The organism is Thermogemmatispora sp. (assembly GCF_042408735.1).
Lineage (GTDB): Bacteria > Chloroflexota > Ktedonobacteria > Ktedonobacterales > Ktedonobacteraceae > Thermogemmatispora.
Map to the genome: position 1 here is coordinate 61,068 of NZ_JBHOQV010000054.1, position 19,432 is coordinate 80,499.

The 19,432-nt window shown below is 59.2% G+C and carries 14 protein-coding genes and 2 tRNA genes; 6 read left to right on the plus strand and 10 right to left on the minus strand.

Annotation, left to right across the window (positions count from 1 at the left end; all coding sequences use genetic code 11):
• Positions 1 to 62 precede the first annotated feature (62 nt).
• The 5 genes from ACFMO7_RS03820 to ACFMO7_RS03840 all read right to left on the minus strand — a co-directional run bounded on the left by ACFMO7_RS03820 (position 63) and on the right by ACFMO7_RS03840 (position 3,732).
• Complete coding sequence (locus ACFMO7_RS03820) at positions 63 to 1,037, minus strand: hypothetical protein (RefSeq protein ID WP_376794208.1); 975 nt, start codon at positions 1,035 to 1,037, stop codon at positions 63 to 65.
• A 382-nt stretch (positions 1,038 to 1,419) separates the two neighbouring features.
• Complete coding sequence (locus ACFMO7_RS03825) at positions 1,420 to 2,103, minus strand: hypothetical protein (protein WP_376794209.1); 684 nt, start codon at positions 2,101 to 2,103, stop codon at positions 1,420 to 1,422.
• Between the two features lie 481 nt (positions 2,104 to 2,584).
• Positions 2,585 to 2,980 carry a plastocyanin/azurin family copper-binding protein gene (locus ACFMO7_RS03830; protein WP_376794210.1) on the minus strand — a complete coding sequence of 132 codons (396 nt, stop codon included), beginning with the start codon at positions 2,978 to 2,980 and terminating at the stop codon, positions 2,585 to 2,587.
• 307 nt (positions 2,981 to 3,287) lie between these two features.
• Positions 3,288 to 3,361 (minus strand) — tRNA-Glu (locus tag ACFMO7_RS03835).
• A 209-nt stretch (positions 3,362 to 3,570) separates the two neighbouring features.
• A complete protein-coding gene (locus ACFMO7_RS03840) occupies positions 3,571 to 3,732 on the minus strand; it encodes a hypothetical protein (RefSeq protein WP_376794211.1) in 162 nt (53 codons plus the stop codon).
• Between the two features lie 239 nt (positions 3,733 to 3,971).
• Between ACFMO7_RS03840 and ACFMO7_RS03845 the strand changes: the two genes are divergently transcribed.
• The 4 genes from ACFMO7_RS03845 to ACFMO7_RS03860 all read left to right on the plus strand — a co-directional run bounded on the left by ACFMO7_RS03845 (position 3,972) and on the right by ACFMO7_RS03860 (position 9,247).
• Positions 3,972 to 6,956 carry a helix-turn-helix transcriptional regulator gene (locus ACFMO7_RS03845; RefSeq protein WP_376794212.1) on the plus strand — a complete coding sequence of 995 codons (2,985 nt, stop codon included), beginning with the start codon at positions 3,972 to 3,974 and terminating at the stop codon, positions 6,954 to 6,956.
• 228 nt (positions 6,957 to 7,184) lie between these two features.
• On the plus strand, positions 7,185 to 8,255 hold the full coding sequence (locus ACFMO7_RS03850) for a class I SAM-dependent methyltransferase (RefSeq protein ID WP_376794213.1): 1,071 nt from the start codon (positions 7,185 to 7,187) through the stop codon (positions 8,253 to 8,255).
• 137 nt (positions 8,256 to 8,392) lie between these two features.
• On the plus strand, positions 8,393 to 8,692 hold the full coding sequence (locus tag ACFMO7_RS03855) for a putative quinol monooxygenase (RefSeq protein ID WP_376794214.1): 300 nt from the start codon (positions 8,393 to 8,395) through the stop codon (positions 8,690 to 8,692).
• Positions 8,693 to 8,776: 84 nt separating this feature from the next.
• Positions 8,777 to 9,247, plus strand: a complete 471-nt coding sequence (locus tag ACFMO7_RS03860; protein ID WP_376794215.1) for a DinB family protein — start codon at positions 8,777 to 8,779, stop codon at positions 9,245 to 9,247.
• A 546-nt stretch (positions 9,248 to 9,793) separates the two neighbouring features.
• Here the strand turns inward: ACFMO7_RS03860 and ACFMO7_RS03865 are convergent.
• A tRNA-Glu gene (locus ACFMO7_RS03865) sits at positions 9,794 to 9,867 on the minus strand.
• A gap of 165 nt (positions 9,868 to 10,032) precedes the next feature.
• Positions 10,033 to 11,289 carry a nitrate/nitrite transporter gene (locus ACFMO7_RS03870; RefSeq protein WP_376794216.1) on the minus strand — a complete coding sequence of 419 codons (1,257 nt, stop codon included), beginning with the start codon at positions 11,287 to 11,289 and terminating at the stop codon, positions 10,033 to 10,035.
• 565 nt (positions 11,290 to 11,854) lie between these two features.
• Here ACFMO7_RS03870 and ACFMO7_RS03875 point away from each other — a divergent pair.
• Positions 11,855 to 13,198 carry an MFS transporter gene (locus ACFMO7_RS03875; RefSeq protein WP_376794217.1) on the plus strand — a complete coding sequence of 448 codons (1,344 nt, stop codon included), beginning with the start codon at positions 11,855 to 11,857 and terminating at the stop codon, positions 13,196 to 13,198.
• 276 nt (positions 13,199 to 13,474) lie between these two features.
• On the opposite strand, the gene ACFMO7_RS03880 is transcribed toward ACFMO7_RS03875, so the two are convergent.
• Positions 13,475 to 14,398, minus strand: a complete 924-nt coding sequence (locus tag ACFMO7_RS03880) for a class I fructose-bisphosphate aldolase (RefSeq protein WP_376794218.1) — start codon at positions 14,396 to 14,398, stop codon at positions 13,475 to 13,477.
• A 330-nt stretch (positions 14,399 to 14,728) separates the two neighbouring features.
• Positions 14,729 to 16,747 (minus strand): APC family permease, encoded by a 2,019-nt coding sequence (locus ACFMO7_RS03885; protein WP_376794219.1) that lies wholly within the window; start codon positions 16,745 to 16,747, stop codon positions 14,729 to 14,731.
• Between the two features lie 520 nt (positions 16,748 to 17,267).
• On the opposite strand from ACFMO7_RS03885, the gene ACFMO7_RS03890 reads away from it, so the two are divergent.
• Positions 17,268 to 17,903, plus strand: a complete 636-nt coding sequence (locus tag ACFMO7_RS03890; RefSeq protein WP_376794220.1) for a hypothetical protein — start codon at positions 17,268 to 17,270, stop codon at positions 17,901 to 17,903.
• Between the two features lie 289 nt (positions 17,904 to 18,192).
• Here ACFMO7_RS03890 and ACFMO7_RS03895 read toward each other — a convergent pair whose 3' ends face one another.
• Positions 18,193 to 19,320 carry a zinc ribbon domain-containing protein gene (locus ACFMO7_RS03895; RefSeq protein WP_376794221.1) on the minus strand — a complete coding sequence of 376 codons (1,128 nt, stop codon included), beginning with the start codon at positions 19,318 to 19,320 and terminating at the stop codon, positions 18,193 to 18,195.
• Positions 19,321 to 19,432: the final 112 nt, after the last annotated feature.

A 19,432-nucleotide genomic window follows, 5' to 3' on the forward strand; every position in this document is an offset into this window, starting at 1 on the left:
GAAAAACTAGATCTCATGATAAAGGGAAAAAACGGCAAAACTGGTTGTCGCAATCCCTGGCTTCAAGTTTTTGGCCTGGGTGATTTATGAGGGGCACTGGAGTAGTAGGTCGCCATCGCCACCCGGACACGGGCGAACAGGCCAACTAATCCAAGGCAGATCAAAATAGGGACATACAGAGAAAAAGCTAATGAGAGGTGTAATACAAAGTAGAATAGAGACTGGAGCACTGGAAGTGGTACAAGAAGCAGCAAGACAGCAAGCGTCACAGCCAGCGACCAGCGTCCACCGAGGTGGCTGGCCAGGGTCTTATAGCGCAGCTCGGCCTGCTCGCGAATGCTCTGCTGCATTTGCACAAGCTGTTGACGCTCGCTGGCGATCTGCTGGCGCTCGCGAGCCAGCTCCTCCTCAAGCTGGCGAGCGCGGCGCTGGGCATCGCGTATCAAATAGAGAGTAGCGGCGGCCTGTTCATCCTCCTCCTGGCGTATCTGCAGCTCGATTGTCTTCTTGACATCCTGGAGCAGAGAGGGGACATGCTCCGGGCGCATAATAATGGTGTTGGCTGCCTCGGCAATCATCTTGTGAGCTTCTTCCTCGACGGCCTGCTGATAGTTCTTCTGCAACTCATTATACTGCTCCTGGATGCGCTGCTTCTCCGCCTGGAGTTGGCGATTCTCCGCCAGCATATCGCGGAGGTGGGCCTGGTACTGTTCAATCTGGCGCTGATGCCCCTCTTTCAGGGCGGCCAGCTCCTCGTCGAAGCTGGCTTGTTGCGCGTTATATGCGGCGACCAGGCGTTCCAGCTCGGCCTGTTGCTCGGCCAACTCGTTGCGGAGGCGCTTATTCTCCTCGCGCAGCAAGATGAGCTGGCGTTGCAGATTGCGCGCCTGGGAGGGGCCGGCCTCGCGGAGCTGGCTGGCTGGCCATGATCTGAGCGTGCTGGCCGAAGGAGCCTCGTGTTGGTCGGTGGAGGGCTGACTCTCATCGGGGGCTGGAGTCCGCTGCTCTGGTGGTCTCTCCTCTGAAGAGCGTGTCATAGTACTTTTCCTACATCTAGATATGCCTGAAGCGGCCTACCTCTTGATCTATGGAGAGATGTCAACAAACACTATCTATCACATGATAGTATAGCACGCCTCTTAACCTGCTTGAGTGTGCGGCAAGGTAGAAGCACATCAAGCCGGTACAATGCTCTCTACTGCAATTATGTCCCGAACGGAGAAAGGTTTTCAAGAGAGAGTCTCTCGCACCTCTTGGGGCAGTGGCAAGGAAGGCTCCTGACAGAGGGAGGTCTAGAAAAGGCAGCCGGCCCAGCGTCCTGAGAGCCACCGATGCTGACGTCGATGTGCGCTGACGCTGGGCCAGGCAAGCGCTCAAACCTTCTCTCGCTTGCTGAGCCGGCAGAAGCAGCGGCCTCACTCATGGGTGAGGAGTGCCCGTTCCGTGGATCGGCCCAGTGGGAACTGTCACCGTGATGGTCACGGTGGGGAAGGGTACAGCGGTAGAAGTCGCCGTCGGTGAAGGTGTCTCCGGCGTCGGGCTGCTAGTCGCCTGGGGACTGGCCGTCTTCGTTGCTGTCACTGTCCCGCCGCTGCTGATCGTGAAATAGGCGGCCTGGGGCACGGTGCAGCCTGGTGTTCCCGCTTTACTGAAGGTGACATTCACCAGGGTCATCTTGCCGACGGCGTCGGCCCGTGGTGGAATGGAGAAGACCGCCAGGCCATCGCTGGTCGTTTGCACGGTCTGAGTCGTTACGCTGCCATCCCACCAGCGCACCGTGGCTGTGGCAGTTGCATCTCCCACTCCCACCGGGTTCCCATCGACGGTATGGACAAACTTCGCATAGACCATAATCATCTTGCCACTGCTGATCTGCGGCGACGTATCGGTCGCCCAGGCGCCGCAGAGGTAGTCTGGCAGAGAGGGCGTGGGGGAGTCGTTTGTGCCAAAAACAATGGTGGCCGTTGCGCTGGGACTCTCCAGGCCCGCCTGCGAGCTATTGTTTCCGCAGGCCACGATCACCACGCACAGGACTAAAAAGAGACCTAAAGAGCCAAGCTTCAGTATGCTTTTATAAGTGGAAGAAGAAAATATCCTCTTCATCAGTCATCACTGTAGAAATAGCGGCAACTGCTCTGTGTTCAGCCAGTGCTTCACTCTGCCGGAGGAGAGGCCGCTGCTTGAAACTGACATGAGTATAGCATAGGGGCTGGGGTCATCTACAAATCGGCGCCTGCTTGTGACAAAAAGTACTAGCATAGCGAGGGAGAAGGCTGGGTGACCGGGGAGAACAGCAGGCCAGAAGGGTCAGGCAGCAGCAGAGCTGATCTATCGGCGAAAAAGCGCTCCGGAACCGATCGATCGAGAGGGCCGACAACCGGGTGCTCCTGTCCTCGCTGACGGACAAGGGCGATCGCGGGCGACTCGGCCCTCTCGCTTCCAGGCGGTGAGCTGCTCTCCGTTAGGCAGAGCGAAATTCCCCGAGCAGCCCCTCAAGTAGCATCGCGCCTGTGCCACCAACCTTCTCTATTGGGGCTGGCTGGCTCGCTGATTGATTGGCCTGGTAGAGGCCATCCTTCTCCTGCTACTGAACGATGACTGTTAGCTGCATATTGGGGTGGATGGTGCAGAGCAGATGATAGGTGCCAGCGGTGGTGAAAGGCGGAGTCGTAGCGCTTTCGCCCTGCACGCCGTTGAAATTCAGGTCCACTGTGGGGGCGCCAGACTCCTTCGTCACCGCGGGGGTGGAGCCTTTCCAGGTACCATTTTTGATGACATGGGGGACGGCGACATCATCCACCAGGGTGAGTGCCTGGCCCTTCTTTATGGTGATCTGCGTTACTTCGAAGGCCGTAGAACTCATTTTCACCGTTGGACCGGTATTCGCTGCGCCGGCAGCGGTATCGCGGATGCCGCAGGCTGCCAGAACCAGTGTCAGGAGTCCCAAGAGTACCAGACCGGTAACAACCTTTTTATACATAGAAAGACATCCCTTTCATCACGGAGAGATAGCAAAGGAGCAGGCGAGCGAGATCCTGCTGTCGCTGACCTGACGCGAGCTGGCTGAGCCGGGAGCCAGTCGGGCCGGCCAGATGGTGTGTGCAATGCCCCGTTATGCTGACAGGGTGCGGTGCCCTGTTAATAACTATAGCAAAAGCCGCCAGTGACGAGAAGAGAAAAGGACCTCCCCCTCTCAAAATCGCTCATCCGGGGCGGGCCTGCCGGAAAAAACAAAAGGCCCGAGGTATCAATGCAGCGGACCTCGGGCGAGCAGAGGGAGAAAAGAGTAGCGCATACGGGATTTGAACCCGTGATCTCCGCCTTGAGAGGGCGGTGTCCTAGACCGCTAGACGAATGCGCCATCTGGGTGATCAGTTCGTGCCAGCCGCTCTTCTGCCGCTGGCGGAGGTTATCATACCCTATTCCTGGCGCGCTGTCAAGGGTTTTTGGCTAAAAAGCACAGCCATGCTCGCATCCGGATGCCAGCCTGACTGCTGAGGTGGATGCAGGCGCCGGCAGGCGAGGCAGGCGAGAGAGATTTTGACGCTGCCCATCATCCCTTTACCTCTGCTAATGGGCCTGGGCAGGACACCAGGCGGGTGCATGAGCAACAGCTCTAAGAAAGCAGGAACTCCCACTTTCGATGATGCGATCGGGAAAGGCGAGGAAGCTGCTTCCATCACCTCGGCCCTGGACATAGCGCCTGCCATGTGGTACAGTGATGCCTGACATGTGATATTCCTTTCTTGACTAAGGTGAAGCTGCCCGCTCACCGTCTTGAGCAGGCGCCTTTGTTCGGACTAACCAGAACGCTTTGGCGTCCTCGATGAGATGGCTGCTATTCTCCTGGAGCCGGCAGGGACCAGCGGGGCGTGGTCGGGGTCACTCCACCAGATCAGCGACGCCTCATCGAAGAAGCGGAAGCTCTTCGCGGCTGCACAGGCGCATAAGAAGAGAAAGGTAATCCCGTCATGAAGGTGTCGTTTGACACTCCTGTGCTCTGTCCGGTTTGCATTGGGCGCGCGGATCATCTCACCGCTCTGTGCTCTGCTATTGACCAGGCGCGGAGCGGGAAGGGATGCGTTGTTCTGATTTCCGGCGAAGCTGGTATCGGCAAAACGCGCCTGCTCGCCGAGGCGAAAGCTACTGCCGCGGCGCAATCCTTTCTCATCTTGCAGGGGAACTGTTTCCCTACTGATAATTCCTATCCTTATGCCCCACTGCTCGACCTCCTCCGTTCCTTTTTGGCCAGTAACCCTGCTGCCGCTGACTCAATTCCCGTCCTGTTTTCATTCTTTCCTGATATGCTGAATGGAGAGGGATCTACGCGTCTTTCTGCTCCCTTATCAGGACAGGAGCTTCAAATAGAAAAACATCGTCTCTTTACTAGCTTGACACAATTTCTGCTTGAAAGAGCTACCGATCAGCCAGTAGTATTTATTCTCGAAGATATCCATTGGAGCGATGATAACAGCCTGGAGTACCTTTATTACCTGGCGCGTAGCTGTGCCTCCCGACCTCTTCTCGTGCTTCTGACGTATCGTAGCGATGAAGTCTCCCCGGCTCTCGGGCAACTCCTGGCGCACCTGGACCGTGAGCGGCTGGCGCGCGAGATCTCGCTTCCTCGTCTCACGCACAGTGAGATGGCTGCTATGTTGCGGGCCATTTTCACATCTCCCCATGTTGCGCAGTTAGACTCATTTGATCCCATCTACACGCTCGCCGAGGGCAATCCTTTCTTTGTAGAAGAGCTGCTTAAATCTCTTATTGCTTCAGAGGATATCTTTTACATTGAAGGGCGCTGGCACTGCAAACCGCTCAGCAAACTGTCCATACCGCGCAGCGTGCAGCACATGGTACAGCAGCGTGCCGGGCGACTGAGCGAGCAGGCCAGGCAGATACTGGTCCTGGCCGCCGTCATCGGGCATCGTTTTGATTTTGCACTTTTACAAGTACTGACGCCGCATGACGAGTCGCGGCTGCTTGCCCTGATCAAAGAGTTGATCACGGCGCAACTGGTCGTCGAGGAGTCTGAGGAACGCTTTGCCTTTCGGCATGCGCTGACATGGCAGGCAATATATAGCGATCTATTGATACGGGAGCGCAAAAGTCTGCACCGCAGTATTGCAGAGGCCATAGAGCGGCTCTCTGCTTCAAGCGAGGAAGCATCTGTAGCTGACCTGGCGTATCACTTCTATGAAGGTGGAGTATGGGAGAAAGCGCTGGAATACGGGCAGCGGGCCGGGGAAAAGGCCCAGGCCATGTATGCCCCGCGTGCCGCCATTGAGCAGTTCACGCGCGCCCTGGATGCTCTTGGGCACCTGCGAAGGATGGCTTCCCCACAGATCTATCTGGCGCGCGGGCAGGCGTACGAAATTCTGGGTGATTTTGAGCAGGCGTGCAGCGATTATGAGATGGCCCTGGAGAGAGCGCGCTCTCTCCATGACCGGAGCGCTGAATGGCAGAGTCTGATCGCGCTTGGCTTTCTGTGGGCGGGCCGTGATTATGCGCGCACAGGGATCTACTACCAGCAGGCGCTCGTCCTGGCGCGGCACATCGGCGACGCGCGCACCATCGCCCATAGCCTCAATCGTCTTGGAAACTGGCATCTCAATATTGAGCAGCCTGCCGAGTCGCTGCGCTGTCACCAGGAAGCGCTGGCGGCCTTCCAGGCCGAAAACGATCAGCAAGGACTCGCTGAGACGCTTGACCTGCTTGGTATGGCGTACTACCTGAATGGAGAGATGGTGCAGGGCATTGCCTGTAACCAGCAGGCCGTTGCACTTTTCCGGCGGCTCGACGACCGCCGAGGACTGGTGTTCAGCCTGGGCCAGTTAACGCTGGCTTGTGGGCTGGATATGGCAGGCTCGACGGCGTTGGTCCTGAGTTTTGGCGAGGCTTTTGGGGCCGGTGAGGAGGCGCTCAGGATTGCCCGCGAAACAGGCCAGCACTCGGCCGAAGCTTTTGTACTCTTCAATATGAGCATGCTTTTGGCTACACGGGGAGAATACGCGCAGGCATGGAAATTTCTACAGGAAGGGCTTGGTATTGTAGAGCAAATTGAGCATCGCCAATGGCTGATCTTTGGCAGCCTGGGGATGGGATGGTATTTGTTAGATCTTCTCGATCCGCCGGAGGCACAACGACGTCTCGAACGAGCGCTGACTCTGGCCCATGAGAGCGGTTCGGTCTACTGGATGCGAGTCGTATCGGGATTTCTGGCTTTGGCCTGTCTGGCAGAGCGCAATATGACACGTGCCGCCTCTGTTCTCGATGCCGTACTTGAGCCGGGTGCTCCCATGCAAACTACCGGGCAGCGAGTTGCCTGGTATGCCAGGGCAGAGCTGGCGCTTGCTCAGGGGGATCCTGGTACTGCCTTGCATATCATTGACGGGTTGATCAGCTCTAACAGGAATCTTTCTGCCGGGCAGAGCGATCCGCGTTTTCTGAAACTACGTGGTGAGGCCCTGGTCGCGCTGCGACGTGAAGCAGAGGCTGAAGCGATGCTGTGTGCCGCGCGAGAGGCTGCCTGCAGACAGGTGTGGCGTCCGCTGCTCTGGCGCATAGATCTTGCTCTGGGGAAGCTCTACCGGGCGAAGGCACGCCAGCAAGAGGCCGAGCAGGCATTCTCGGCTGCTCGCGCACTCATCGAGGAACTGGCTGCTGACGTCCCGCATGAAGAGCTGCGTGCGCATTTTCTCTCGCAGGCTCTTGCCCTACTGCCACAAAAGGGCGCTGTCCGGCGCCTCTCCGATGGGCTGACCAGCCGCGAACGTGAGGTAGCCATCCTGGTTGCGCAAGGAAAATCCAATCGTGAGATTGCCGACCTGCTGGTGGTCGGCCTGCGAACCGTCGAAGCCCATGTCAGCAACATTTTATGCAAACTGAACTTTACCTCACGGGCGCAGGTCGCGATCTGGGCGCATGAAAAAGGTCTGCTGCGCAGAGAAAAATAGACCCTCCTTCTCTCCTCTCCTCTCCTCTCCTCTCCTCTCCGTATCGTGTCCCTCTCCCAGCGGTTCCCTGGAAGAAATCTCCGTATGCTCCTCTCCAGAAATCTTCGGTTTTCCCCGATGAGGGCAGCGTCTTTTTCGGGCATACTACCAGTGGCGGCTGGCGCGAGGTTGCTGCTAAAAAGACGATCTCGGGTACCTCATCAAGAGAACAGAAAAAGGAGAGGTAGCATGGCAACACAGCAAAGCATTGATTATGAAAAGGCAGAAGCATTTGCTGGCAAGGTGATAGCAGATATTGCCGCTGGCGTTACGCTAGTGATGGCCAGCCTTGGCGATCGTCTCGGCCTCTTCAAAGTGCTGACCCAGGCGCCGGCCACCAGCATCGAACTGGCGGAGCGCGCACACATCAACGAGCGGTATGCCCGCGAGTGGCTCAGCGAGATGGCAAGCGCTGGTTATCTGGTCTACGATCCTGCGAACCAGCGTTTTAGCCTGCCGCCTGAGCATGCCCCGGTACTGGCTCAGGAAGGCGGGCCTTTCTTTCTGGGCGGAGTCTATCAACTGATGATGGCGCAGTTAGGTGTCTACAACCAACTGGTCCATGCTTTCCAGCATGGGGGTGGCGTTCCGATGGAAGCCTATGATCCCGCTCTTTGGGAGGGTCAGGAACGCTTCAGCAATAGTTTTTTTGAGCACCTGCTTGTTCAAGCCTGGTTGCCCGCAATGCCGGATGTCCAGGCAAAACTGGAGCGTGGTGCGCTGGTTGCCGATGTCGGCTGCGGCGCAGGCAGAGCGCTGATCAAGCTGGCTCAGGCCTATCCGCAGTCGCGCTATGTCGGCTACGATATGTTCGCGCCCGCCATCGTCAGAGCAACGGCCAACGCGCAGGCGGCGGGCGTTGCTGATCGCGTGCGCTTTGTCCATCTGGACGTATCGCAGGGTCTGCCTGAGCAATACGATGTGATCAGCACCTTCGACGTTGTACATGATGCGGTCAACCCGCGTGGACTGCTGCGAGCGATTCGTGCCGGATTGCAGCCAGAAGGGCGTTATGTTTGCCTGGAGTTCAATAGCTCAGAAAAACTGGAGGATAATGCTGGCCTGACCGGTTCTCTCTTCTACGGTATCAGTATTCTTTACTGCATGACGGTCTCGCTGGCCGGTCATGGCGAGGGATTGGGCACCCTGGGACTGCCCGAAGCGAAATTGCGCCAGTTCTGCATGGAAGCAGGATTCAGCCATGTGCGGCGCGTGCCGGTTGAGGCCCCGTTTAACGTCCTCTACGAGATCTGGGCGTAGCTCTCTGACTGGGAGATGCATGCCTGGGTCCTGGGTCGGCCTGGCACAACCTGGTTCAGCTGCCAGACTCTGGCAGGCAGATAGCATACGGGTCATCTGAATAATGGCCCGAAGCTGATACAGGAAAGGAAATAACGATGTACGGTACAATTGCAAGGTTCCGCATCAAGCCAGGAAAGGAATCGCAGCTCAGGAAAATCATCGAGGATCAGGCGTATGCAGAGGGGAAAATACCGGGATTTGTGGCAACCTATGCGTATCGCCTGGATAGTGACCCGCAGGAGATCTATATCGCGGTACTCTTCACCACTAAAGAGGCCTACTGGGCAAATGCGCGCGACCCTGAGCAGGATGCCCGCTATCGCCAGCTCCTACCTTTGTTTGAACAAGAGCCAGAATGGCATGATGGCGAGGTCATTTTTGTGCAGCAGGTCTAGGACGGCAATGTAGCAGAGAATCCCATCCCGACATCTCTGACAGGTGTCGGGATGGGATTGAGCTGCAAGCAAGGAGTGTTGCCCATGAATACGGCATCCTTTGTTGTGGCGACAAATGATCGTCTCAAATGGTGGCTCCGGCACACCTTGGGCGATCTCACTCCTGAGCAATTAAGTTACAGTGCTCCGCTCATAGATGACCGGTCGATTATGGAGGTGGCGATGCACGCTGTTGTCATCCTCTTCGGCCAGGCCAGCGTTCTATCTGGCAGAAGCTGGCCAGAAGACTACCCTCCTGATAGCTGGCCGCCCGGGAAGGCCCGCCCCACCTCAGCGGCGGAACTGCTTGAGGTGCTCGAGGCGCTGCTGGTTCAGGTAGATGAGGCGGTGGCCGGGCTTTCCGATGACGAGCTTGGCAGAGAGGTAATGTTCCCCTTTGGTCGGCAGCAGGCGGGCGATGCACTGAGTGCTGCTCTGACCCACGCTCTAACGCATATTGGAGCGATTGCAGGTATTCGCGCTATCGGCGGATTTCCTCTACCACCGGGATATTAGCCTTTCAGCAGGCAAGGGATCAGGAATCCATAGAGGACTACCCGCCTGGACAACGGTACCGGGACGGGAAAGAACACCTGTCCGGCACGACAGGTGGAGGTAAAGTTGCAAGCTGACGAGGCATGGTGGGAACACGCTGACCTGTTTGTTCTATCCCGTGCATGGTACGTCCTTAGACCCGAACCGCCTCGTTGAGGTGTTCAAAAAGCTACTGAGTCAGGCCAGGTGACCGAAGACTTGTTGGCGTGGTAGGCGGCATAGGGCCATCTTCCTCCTGCTCTGTTTCGGTAGCCACCCGAAGGTAGTACAGGAGTTGTTGCGGCCGACGCAGAGTGGCCTCACCATAGAGGTGCATGCTCATCTGCTCCCTGGAATGCAGGAGGGGCCATGCCTCGACTGGACGAGGCATCGAGAGAAAGGCCAGAAGAGGCAAGGAAGGAAGGGAGGTGAGGAATACCGCTGCTAGATTGCGACCTGGATACCAAAAAATCAAACCGTTTCAGGCCAGTACGAATGAGGACTGAAACGGTTTGAAATAATGATGAGTAGCGCATACGGGATTTGAACCCGTGATCTCCGCCTTGAGAGGGCGGTGTCCTAGACCGCTAGACGAATGCGCCATCTGAGTGATTTAGGTCTGTCAGCGGATACCCAACGGCTGACAGCAGTTATGATACCCTGTTCTTTGCCATTTGTCAAGTACTTGCCTCAGCAGGAGAGCGCTCGCTGGGAGCTGAAGGTGGGGCAAGTCATCCCAGGCTCTCATCTGTCCGGATCAGGCTCAATCAGTCGCTGCAGGCAGAAGCTGAAGGTTCGCCTGGAGAGGCGACTTGCACGGGACTGGCCAGGGCGTAGGAACTGCTCCTGCGCTCGCGGGCAAGGGCTGGTCCGGCGGCCAGTGCAGAGACAATGGCCACAACGCTAAAGAGCAGCATCGTTCCAAAGGCGGCGCTATAGCTTGCCGTCTGATCGAGCAAGAAGCCGATCAGGGGTGGGCCCATAATCAGCGTAGGCGAAGAGATGACGCTTACCAGGCTCTGGGCCACCCCTTTGCCGACGCTGCCCAGCGAAGCGGCCTCATTAAAGATAGCTGCGTATGGAGCGCTGGAGCCGAGGGCAGTCAAGATGATCCCCAGCCAGCTCAACCATGAACTATGCCAGGGAAGGGCCAGGCAGAGGATGCCCACACAGCAGAGCAAGGCCATCAGGCGCAACAAGGCGATGCTTCCCAGCCAGCGGCGTCCCAGCACCAGGCCACCCAGCGGGCGAAAGAGCATTCCACTCAGCAGAGCCAGCGAGCCGCAGCTTGCCGCCAGCGTCAGAGGTAAGTGGTCCAATTGCACCAGATAAAGGGCGATCCAGGTAGCGATCGCATTGCCCAGGCCGAAGGTTCCCATATGAGCCAGCCCCAGGCTCCAGACAGACTGTGAGGCCAATCCCTGCCGCAGTCCTCCCTGGCGCAGCGGGCGCTCATTCTCGACATCGACCACAAGCCAGAGCGCGGCCCCCAGCAAGCCCGGCAGTCCCCAGCAGAAGAAGGCTCCCTGCCAACCGACCAGCCGTGCGAGATAAGGAGTCAGGAGCAGACCGAGGCCCGCACCCACCTGAGTCGAGCCGCCATAAAGACCCTGGCCCAGGGCCGCCAGGCGTCCACTGCCAGCCGCTACGCTGGCGCCGGCCACAAAGGCTGCACCGATCCCCAGCCCAGTCAGCAGCCGCATGGCCAGTAGCCAGCCGAGATGCGGAACAAGAGGAAAGAGCAAAGCTCCGCAGGTAGCCAGGAGCGTCGAGACCAGCAGCACCGGGCGGGCGCCGTAGCGATCGATCAGCACTCCCGCCGGCAAATAGGCCAGCGTGAGGCCAAGGAAGAGGAACGTCGAAAAGAGGCCGACCTCACCAGCGCTGATGTGAAGCTTCTCTCGCAGTTCAGGAATCAAAGGACTGTAATTTGTGTACTGGACCGTCAGAATGAGCAGCGTCGTACAGGAAGCAAAAATTTGCCAGGGCGCGCTCCGACGCCGCTCGAAAGCCGGGAAGCCCATTGGGACAACCTTTCTTGCCAAAGTGGAAGAAGCGCAGATGGCCATGGAAAGCAGCCGGCCAGTCGGGCCAAAGGACGGCATGGCCGTCAGCCCTGCTCACCGGTGCCCTCTTGCTTCGTCCCTACAAAGGATGCCAGCCAGAAAGCGGGACGTCAAGGGGCTGGCTGATGAAGGCACAAGAAGGCATAGAGCGCGAAGACTTGACAAACCCTTAAAGGAGCAGGTACAGTCTTGCTATAAGCACAGGCAGAGAGAGAGGCGTAGCAAGGCTACCGGGGCTAGACGTGCAGATGCGCTGGCCTCTCTTGCGGTCCTGGGAGCTGTTGGCCTGGCCGGCGTGCAGCTCGGGCCGAACCGCTCTCTTCCCTCGTGAAAAGGGGAGGAAAAGGTGCCTCCCGTGGAGGGCAGGGCCTTTTGCCCTCACGAGCGCGGGAAGAGCTGAAGAGGAGTGCGTCGTCAACGACCATCCTGACAGAGAGGAGGGAGCCGTCTTCCTCGTGGATAGACCCAGGGGGACCGGCGGCGAATCTCTATGGAAATCGGTAAAGACTCAGGCGAAGTAGCCATGAGCGCCGCGGCGACTGCGGAGCTTCCAGTCCGTCGAGTGTCGCTCCTCGAACAGATCAACATCAACGTCTTCTGGTTCGCTAACAGCTTTCACTGGCAAGCGCTCCTCGCCATCGTCATTCCCAGCATGGTGGCCAAGTTCCTGCCGGTGAGCCAGGAAGCCATCAACCTGACCACGGTTGTGCTCTGGGGAACCATTGTGGCCGTCATTGTCAACCCGCTGGTGGGGGCCATCTCCGACTATGCCACCTTCCGCATGGGGAGGCGGCGCCCCTTCATGATCATCGGCACCATCTTCAATGTCATCGTCCTGATAGCTTTCGCCTTTGCCCCTGGCTGGGCCAGTTCCACGGCTCTGCTCATCCTCTTCGCCGTTCTCTTCATTCTGCTGCAGATCACCAATAATGTAGCTAACTCGCCCTGGAGCGCCATCATCGCCGACAAAGTGCCCTCGAACCAGCGAGGTCTGGCTGCTGGCTTCAATGGATTGCTGTCGCTGCTCGGAACCGCCCTTGGCTCCCTTGTGGCGGGGGCCATAGTCAACAAGCACGATCCTCTTCCCCTTTACCGTCAAGAGATCGTACAAATCTTCCTGCTCATCGCCGTCGTCCAGATCATCTTTGTCGCCTACACGGTCCTGACGGTCAAAGAAACTCCCCTCTCTCGCGTGGGTCAGGAGCGTTTCAGCTTCAGGCGCTTTATCAGGCGCTTCCTCTTCAACCCCCTGCACTATCCTGATATGGCCTGGGTGCTCCTGGCCAGGCTGCTGGTCATGATGGGCATCTGGACTGTCTACTACTTTCTGCAGTACTACTTTGACAACGTGCTGGGGGGGCCAGGAGTCCGGACGATCATCTACAACACGCCCTTCTCGGGAGAGTTTTTCAATGGCCTTGTCTTCCAGCCCGCCCTGTTGCTCACAGCCCTGCTGACCTCGATCATCGGGGGCTGGGCCTCTGATCACTGGGGACGCAAAGGGCTGGTCTACCTCTCTGGGGCAATGATGGCCATCGTCTGTCTGGTCTTTATTTTCTTTCAAAGCCAGTATGGGGCCTTGGTGGCGGGCCTCATCTTTGGTATTGGCTTTGGCGCCTATACGAGCGTTGACTGGGCCCTCACTACCGATGTGCTGCCGCCCACCAACGAGGCTGGCAAGTTTATGGGCTTCTGGTCGATGATGGGTATCCTGCCCCAGGTGATTGGAACGGCCATTGGCGGCGTCATCCTCCAGGTTCTGCAAAGCCTGCCCAATCATTTCGGCTACACGGTCCTCTTTGCCGTGACCACCCTCTATTTTGCCATTGGGACCCTGGCCATCAAACAAGTGCGAGGAGTGCGTTAGGTAGCGCTCAAAGAGGACGAGAGGGAGAGAAGGTCTCCGTCCTGGGCAGGGCAGTAGTTGGGCGGAAGAAGGCGGCAAGCCGACCGGGCTGCTGCCGGCTCAAAGTGGGAGAGATGGCCGGCCAGGACGTAACCACTGGCCGGCCCTGTGTCAGAAGACAAAGTCAAAAATAGGGCTGGCTGCCTGGTACCGACCAGCTCAGACCAGCCCTGACCCTTCGCTCAGCGTCGCTGTGCCTGGAGCGAGCGGCCTTCCTGGCTCAGCAGGCGAGACCCTTTATTGGATGGACCCCTCATAGATGCCCATTACCGTACCCAGGAAGCGCAGGGCCTCATCTTTGCGGCGCTGGAAGGAATTGCGTCCGATGATCGAGCCGAAGCCGCCGCCGTCGCGGATGGCGCGCACCTCCTCAAAGACCTGCTCGTCGGCGGCCGCCGGCCCGCCCGAGAAGATCACGATCCGCCGACCGTTGAAGGCGCTCTGGACCACATGGCGCACGCGATCGGCCAGGGTTGCGATGGGAATCTCATACTTCTGGTAGACCTTTTGCGCCTCTGGTTTCTCGATCTTCTCGCTGGGGAGCTTGACCTTAATGATGTTGGCTCCGAGCTGAGCGGCAATATGCACCGCGTAAGAGACCACGTCGATAGCGGTCTCGCCCTCTTTGCTCAGGCCACTGCCGCGCGGGTAGGACCAGACCACCACAGCCAGGCCGTGGTTCTTAGCCTGGCGAGTCAGCTCACGCAGCTCCTCGTACATCGTATCGCGGGCCGCCGAGCCGGGATAGATTGTAAAGCCGATTGCCGAGCAGCCAAGGCGCAGGGCGTCCTCAACGCTGGAGGTCAAAGCCGGCAGAGGATCGCGCGACTCATAAAGCAGATCATGGTTATTGCACTTCAGGATCAGGGGGATCTCGCCAGCGAACTCAGCGGCGCCGGCTTCCAGGAAGCCCAGCGGGGCGGCGTAAGCGTTACAGCCGGCCTCAATAGCAAGCTGGAAGTGGTAGCGGGGATCGTAGCCAGCCGGGTTCGGAGCAAAGCTCCGTGCCGGACCATGCTCGAAGCCCTGATCGACCGGCAAGATCACCAACTTACCGGTTCCTCCCAGACGGCCATGATTGAGAATGCGGGCCAGATTTGTTAAGACGCCGGGATTCTCGCCGGCGTACCAGCTCAGAATCTCGCGAATGCGCTCGTTCATATGTAGCTCCTTCCTCCATCAACAGCGACAAATACGTCGGTAAACAGGGTCAGAAAGCGTAGCTCAGCTAGAGAGAGTTTACAACCCTTATTGTATCACGGCTCAAACCGCGACCTCGACCGGCGCGCATGCCAACGATGGCGCGCGTCGTCGGGGGAGGCCGCGCCAGGCGAAGGCCGGCTGACATGGCCGAGACCCCGCTCCTCTCCGAGCGGGCCTTGGTTCCCCTCCCCCTCTATCCTACTGAGCGACCAATTGGAAAAAAGAGAAAAAGCGACAAAGAAAGCCAGTCAGCGGCTGCTGACAATCCTGACTTTCCTCCAGGTGGGGTTACCAGCGCTTCACCATGTGCGCCACCTGCATTCCGCCGCCGGGAGTGATCTCGTAGCTAATGCGATCGGGATTAATATCCTCGATCCGAGGCACCTCATTGGCGGGAACGATCGTATCATGAGGATGGACAATTTGCCAGACGCGGGCGATCGTTCCCGGCTCATAGGGGCGATAGACATAGCGGCGGGTACTGATTTTGGCTCGACGGGCCTGATTTTCGGCCTTACCGAAGAGTTCCTTGGCCTGCTCATCCTCCAGGTAGGGATCGACCACCTCGAAGAGGCGGGGTGTGCGAGCGACGCGCGGCTCCCCAACGTAGAGGAAGACCACCGGGCGGCCATCGGCGCTGTGAATCGCCGTTCGGATCACATCCTCATTATGAGGATTATTAGCCGTCAGCACGGCCAGGATAGAGCCGTGGAGATGGTCCTCGATCGTCGTCACAGGCACGGGCAGGCGGCCCATCAGACGATGGCTGCGGTAGTTATAGAAAGCTACCCCCATGCCCAGTAAAGCGACGGAGCCGCCGAAGGCTGTAGCCAGCGGCTTCGCCACCAGGTTAATCGACCAGGCCAGCGTCACCAGGAAGGTTGTAGCGATCCCCAAGTAGAAATCGAGCGTATACCAGAGGCCGCGCCAGCCCTCGTAAGAGCGCTCGGAGCTTTCCACGATCTCCCCATGAGCGGGCCGGGCAGAGGCCTGGTGCTCGTGGTGACCGTTGAGGGGCAGGCCGCTCTCGGGAGCCAGGGCCAGACCCGGCTCCGTGGGGGAATGGCCATTGTGGCTGCTGGCGCGCAGCTCTGCCAGCGCGGCGGCCCGGCTCTGGGCCGCGCGCCGCTCGCGCCAGCGGACGACATCCAGGCCCAGGCAGGTCAACGAGAAGGCCCCGAGCAGGCCGAAGGCGTACATATCGCCGAGCAGGTCCAACTGGCCATGCACCAGCAGCAGGACCAGGATCGGAACGCCGGTGGCCAACGCGATCGAATAGTGAGGAGTCCCGCGCAGGCGGTTCCGCTTCAGCACAAAGGAGGGCAGGAACTCCATGCGCGAGAGGGCCATGAAGACGTGATAGGCACCGATGATCGCGGTATTGCTTGCAAAGACCAGCAGAGCGCTGGCGCTGATGGCCACCTCGCTCTGGAGCCAGATATTGCCCCAGTGGCCGGCCAGCAGCGAAACCAACTGGCTGTTCTTAAGGGGATCAGCCGCCTCCTGGGGCTGCAGGAGCGTGGAGAAGGTTGTAAGTAGGGGGCTGGTGAGACCGATCGTAACGACAACCAGCAGCAGGGCCAGGCCGGCGACCTTCTTGCGCGGAGTCTTCATGACCGGCGAGAGCTGAGAAATACTCTCCAGGCCCGAAAAAGCCAGAAAGGCCCCGCCGAAGCCGACCAGCAGCTTGACCGGGGTCACGGCATTGCCCGCGAACATACTTTCGAAAAGATGGAGAGCCTCGCTGGGGGGGACATGGCTAAAGACCGTGACCAGAATGGCCAGATCGCTGACAAAAGCGATCAAGGCCCCGATCAGGCTTACCGTGGCGCTCTCTGTGATGCCGATCCAGTTGAGGAGGCCCAGCAGAGCCAGGACCCCGATCGTAATCCAGAGGGCGTTAGGTCCCAGGGCTGGAAAGACCACGCTGAAATAAAAGATGCCTGAAAGGCAGCTCAGGGCCGCCGTCAAGAAGTAGTCCACCAGGATGAACATGCCGCCCAGGGCACCGAACCAGGGGTTGAGCGCATGGGCCGCCACGCTCACGACCCCACCGCCTTGGGGAAAGCGGGCTGAGACCTCAGCGTACTTGAGGGTCAGTAGTACGAAGACGGCCATGGTGAGGAGGACAAAGAACCCGGCCAGTTTCCCCACTGTCACGTAGAGAATGCCGGGCGTATAGTACACCGAGGTGCCGATATCGGCAAAGACGACTGCCCAGCAAAGCAGAGGGCCGAGGCGGCCACGGCCCGGCTTGTGCTCCTGCGACTGGTCTATTGTTGCTGCCTGTGTCACCGATTCCTGCATTGTAGAGTCCTTAGCTGAGCTCAGAGGATCTTGGGGTGTGCCATCCCCCGTTTGGCCTAACCATAGTGGGGACCGGCACCTGAGCCGGCGCGTCGGTTATTCCGGCTATAACTGTAACATGCAATCTCAGCCCGGGGCAAGGGGAAAACGTCTCACTCTGGGCGAGTGACCGACGCTCGGCGGCTGTTACTTCGCTGCCGCTGAACCGTTCTAAGCCAAAGAAATGTTTCTGGGGTAATCACCTTGTGTCACTGGTCGGACAGACCTGGGGACAGGCGCGTCTGTCTGCTATCGTACCGGTGGAAGATGGCGGGGCGGGACTGGGCCGGGCTGGCTGAGTGGGCGCCTGGGCAGAGCAAGGAAGCGACGGCTGGTTCAAGCAAGGCGGTGGGGGGCAGATCGAGAGGACTATCTGTTATAGCCCGTCTCTATCTTGTCTGTCTCCAGAGTTCGCGGGCAGCGGTTGGTCGTGGTTGATCGGATCGTCAGGTCTGCAACTGGAGAGGAGAAACTGAATACTATGACAGCAAGTGGCGATACTTTTGATCGTCTTCTAGAAGCAATCTATGCGCAGCAGCGTCTGCTAGAAGAGCTTGAAAGAGAGAATCGCGAACTGCGCCAGCAGCTACTGGATCTGCGCGAGGGGCGAGGGATCTTCGTGGAGATTATGGGAGTGCGCTATCCCCTGGCCGTATCCGGATCAGCCGGGCAGTCAGCCACCGGACCTGCACCGGCCCTGGTGGCGCAGTCTGAATACATAGCGGCTCCATCCTCTCAACCAGGGCAAGAGCGGCCGGGGGAGCGCCCTGGCGGACCAGACCAGCGGGGGATAGGATCGACTGAGGAGCGTCCGGGGGAGATCACCCAGATTCGGGCCTCGATCGGTCCGCTGGAGGCCCAGCAGATGGCTCAACCCCTGCCGGGGCCTCGGCTCTCGCCCTCCTATCTCGAGGAAATGCTGCTCGATGAATTCGCCGCCGCCGCCACGGGGCCGCTAGGAACGCTGGCCGACTCCGCTACAGGCCCTGGATCTGGGCCTGTTCCCCCACAGAGCACGAGCCAGAGCGAACCAGCAGGACCGCCATCTGCGGCTCTCGATGAGGAGAGCAAGGCCGCTCTCAGGCGCGAGCTGATGGGCAGCTTCCTGTTGGACTAAGGCCCGCTCCCTGGGAGGAGCGGCTGCTCTGCTCGAACCAGACAATCACCGCTTTTCGCTGCTCCTGTGGAACACAACTGCTTGCCGTCCCTGGAAGGAGAGACTCCTTCCAGGGACGCGGGCTACTGGCCGGCGGCTCGACCCTGCTGGCACAGGCCCGCTTTCTTTCCCTATATTCCCTTAGTGCTCTCTCTATCCCTTCCTCTGTCTGCCGGCCTATCAGCCTGGGTGGGGCCAGGCCAGTGGCTGGATCGGACGAACTCGCCTGGATCGGGAAAGGAAGGTCCGGCTAGGCAGTCAGACGGAGCGAGACGCTGGCGCTTTGCATACCACTGCCAGACTGGCCCATCGTCAGCGTGAATTGCTGGCTCTTTTGAGGCACGAGGAAGGTGACTGTGCCGCTCTGGTTGGTGGCGCCCTGGGCGAAAGCCACAGGCAGCCTGCTGTAGCTGGGGGCGATGCTGCCGCCATTCTCCGTCTGAAGGCGGATATACTCGTATGGAGACCCCGGAATAGCCGTTTGGGCCAGCGTGTTGTCAACTGTCAGCGTCAACGTCAAGAAAATCTTGCCTCGCGCAGCCTGCTGACCGGCAGTACTCCAGGTCAGGGTCGCCCCACTAACCGTCCAGTTCAGCCCGAAGTACTGCAGCTCCGTGTGCAGTTTCACATTCCGGGGCGCGTAGCGCGAGAGATCCGGATTGCTCGTCAAAGGAATATCCATCTGGGCCTCGCTCTCCGTTCCCAAACGGAGCGCAAGCTGACCCAAGGAAACATTGGCCGGAGCGGCGAAATCCAGCACATTGTTACGGCTGGCCTGGGGGGCAAGCGGGCCGTTGGCGGTCACCAGCAGCGGAGCCTGCGCTCCTTTGCCGGGTACGAGCAGATGGGAGCACTGGTAAAGATTATAGGTGATTTGGCTGTTCGTCGGGTTCTCTTCGTGCAAAAAGATGCGCAACATACCGTCGGATGTCGCCTGGGGGTCGTCGGCAAAAGTTTGGGCCTGCTGAACGCGCTGGATGGTCAGCCGAGCGCTGGCATAGGTCACCGTCGTATTCAGTACGCGCGTCGTAACGGTGCCTTGCTCTGAGCTGCGGAAGCCTGGTACCGGGAGACCGGAGAGGCCGGCGGCGAGGTAGGCGAGGGCGGCCAAAAGCACAAGAACGAGAGGCACCGCCAGCAGCCAGCGCTGTCGCGGGGGACGTCTGGCCAGCGAGCGTGCCGCGGCGGAAGGCGGCGTTCCCTGCGGCTGCCCCGTAGTATTGGGGCTGAACTGAGGAGGCAGAGACTGCCCTGCCGGCCCGTGCAGATAGGGGAAAGCCTCCTCTGCACTCAAGCCGCAGTTCGGGCAGAAGCGCTGGTTAGGTCTTGCCGGGGCGCCGCAGCGGGGGCAAGAGAACAAAGGCGAATCCTGCGCCATAACCACAGACTCCTTCGATGGGTGCTCTCTGGGCCTGGTCAACTGATCGCAAGCGGGCGGAGCCGGAATTTCCCCTGGCCCTTTCATTTCTTAACCATTGTAGCATAGTATC

Coding starts and splice junctions, on each gene's coding strand:
- ACFMO7_RS03860 (WP_376794215.1), top strand. CDS start 8,777: ATGAATACGGCATCCTTTGTTGTGGCGACAAATGATCGTCTCAAATGG.
- ACFMO7_RS03875 (WP_376794217.1), top strand. CDS start 11,855: ATGAGCGCCGCGGCGACTGCGGAGCTTCCAGTCCGTCGAGTGTCGCTC.
- ACFMO7_RS03885 (WP_376794219.1), bottom strand. CDS start 16,747: ATGCAGGAATCGGTGACACAGGCAGCAACAATAGACCAGTCGCAGGAG.
- ACFMO7_RS03825 (WP_376794209.1), bottom strand. CDS start 2,103: ATGAAGAGGATATTTTCTTCTTCCACTTATAAAAGCATACTGAAGCTT.
- ACFMO7_RS03845 (WP_376794212.1), top strand. CDS start 3,972: ATGAAGGTGTCGTTTGACACTCCTGTGCTCTGTCCGGTTTGCATTGGG.
- ACFMO7_RS03880 (WP_376794218.1), bottom strand. CDS start 14,398: ATGAACGAGCGCATTCGCGAGATTCTGAGCTGGTACGCCGGCGAGAAT.
- ACFMO7_RS03890 (WP_376794220.1), top strand. CDS start 17,268: ATGACAGCAAGTGGCGATACTTTTGATCGTCTTCTAGAAGCAATCTAT.
- ACFMO7_RS03855 (WP_376794214.1), top strand. CDS start 8,393: ATGTACGGTACAATTGCAAGGTTCCGCATCAAGCCAGGAAAGGAATCG.
- ACFMO7_RS03830 (WP_376794210.1), bottom strand. CDS start 2,980: ATGTATAAAAAGGTTGTTACCGGTCTGGTACTCTTGGGACTCCTGACA.
- ACFMO7_RS03820 (WP_376794208.1), bottom strand. CDS start 1,037: ATGACACGCTCTTCAGAGGAGAGACCACCAGAGCAGCGGACTCCAGCC.
- ACFMO7_RS03840 (WP_376794211.1), bottom strand. CDS start 3,732: ATGTCAGGCATCACTGTACCACATGGCAGGCGCTATGTCCAGGGCCGA.
- ACFMO7_RS03870 (WP_376794216.1), bottom strand. CDS start 11,289: ATGGGCTTCCCGGCTTTCGAGCGGCGTCGGAGCGCGCCCTGGCAAATT.
- ACFMO7_RS03895 (WP_376794221.1), bottom strand. CDS start 19,320: ATGGCGCAGGATTCGCCTTTGTTCTCTTGCCCCCGCTGCGGCGCCCCG.
- ACFMO7_RS03850 (WP_376794213.1), top strand. CDS start 7,185: ATGGCAACACAGCAAAGCATTGATTATGAAAAGGCAGAAGCATTTGCT.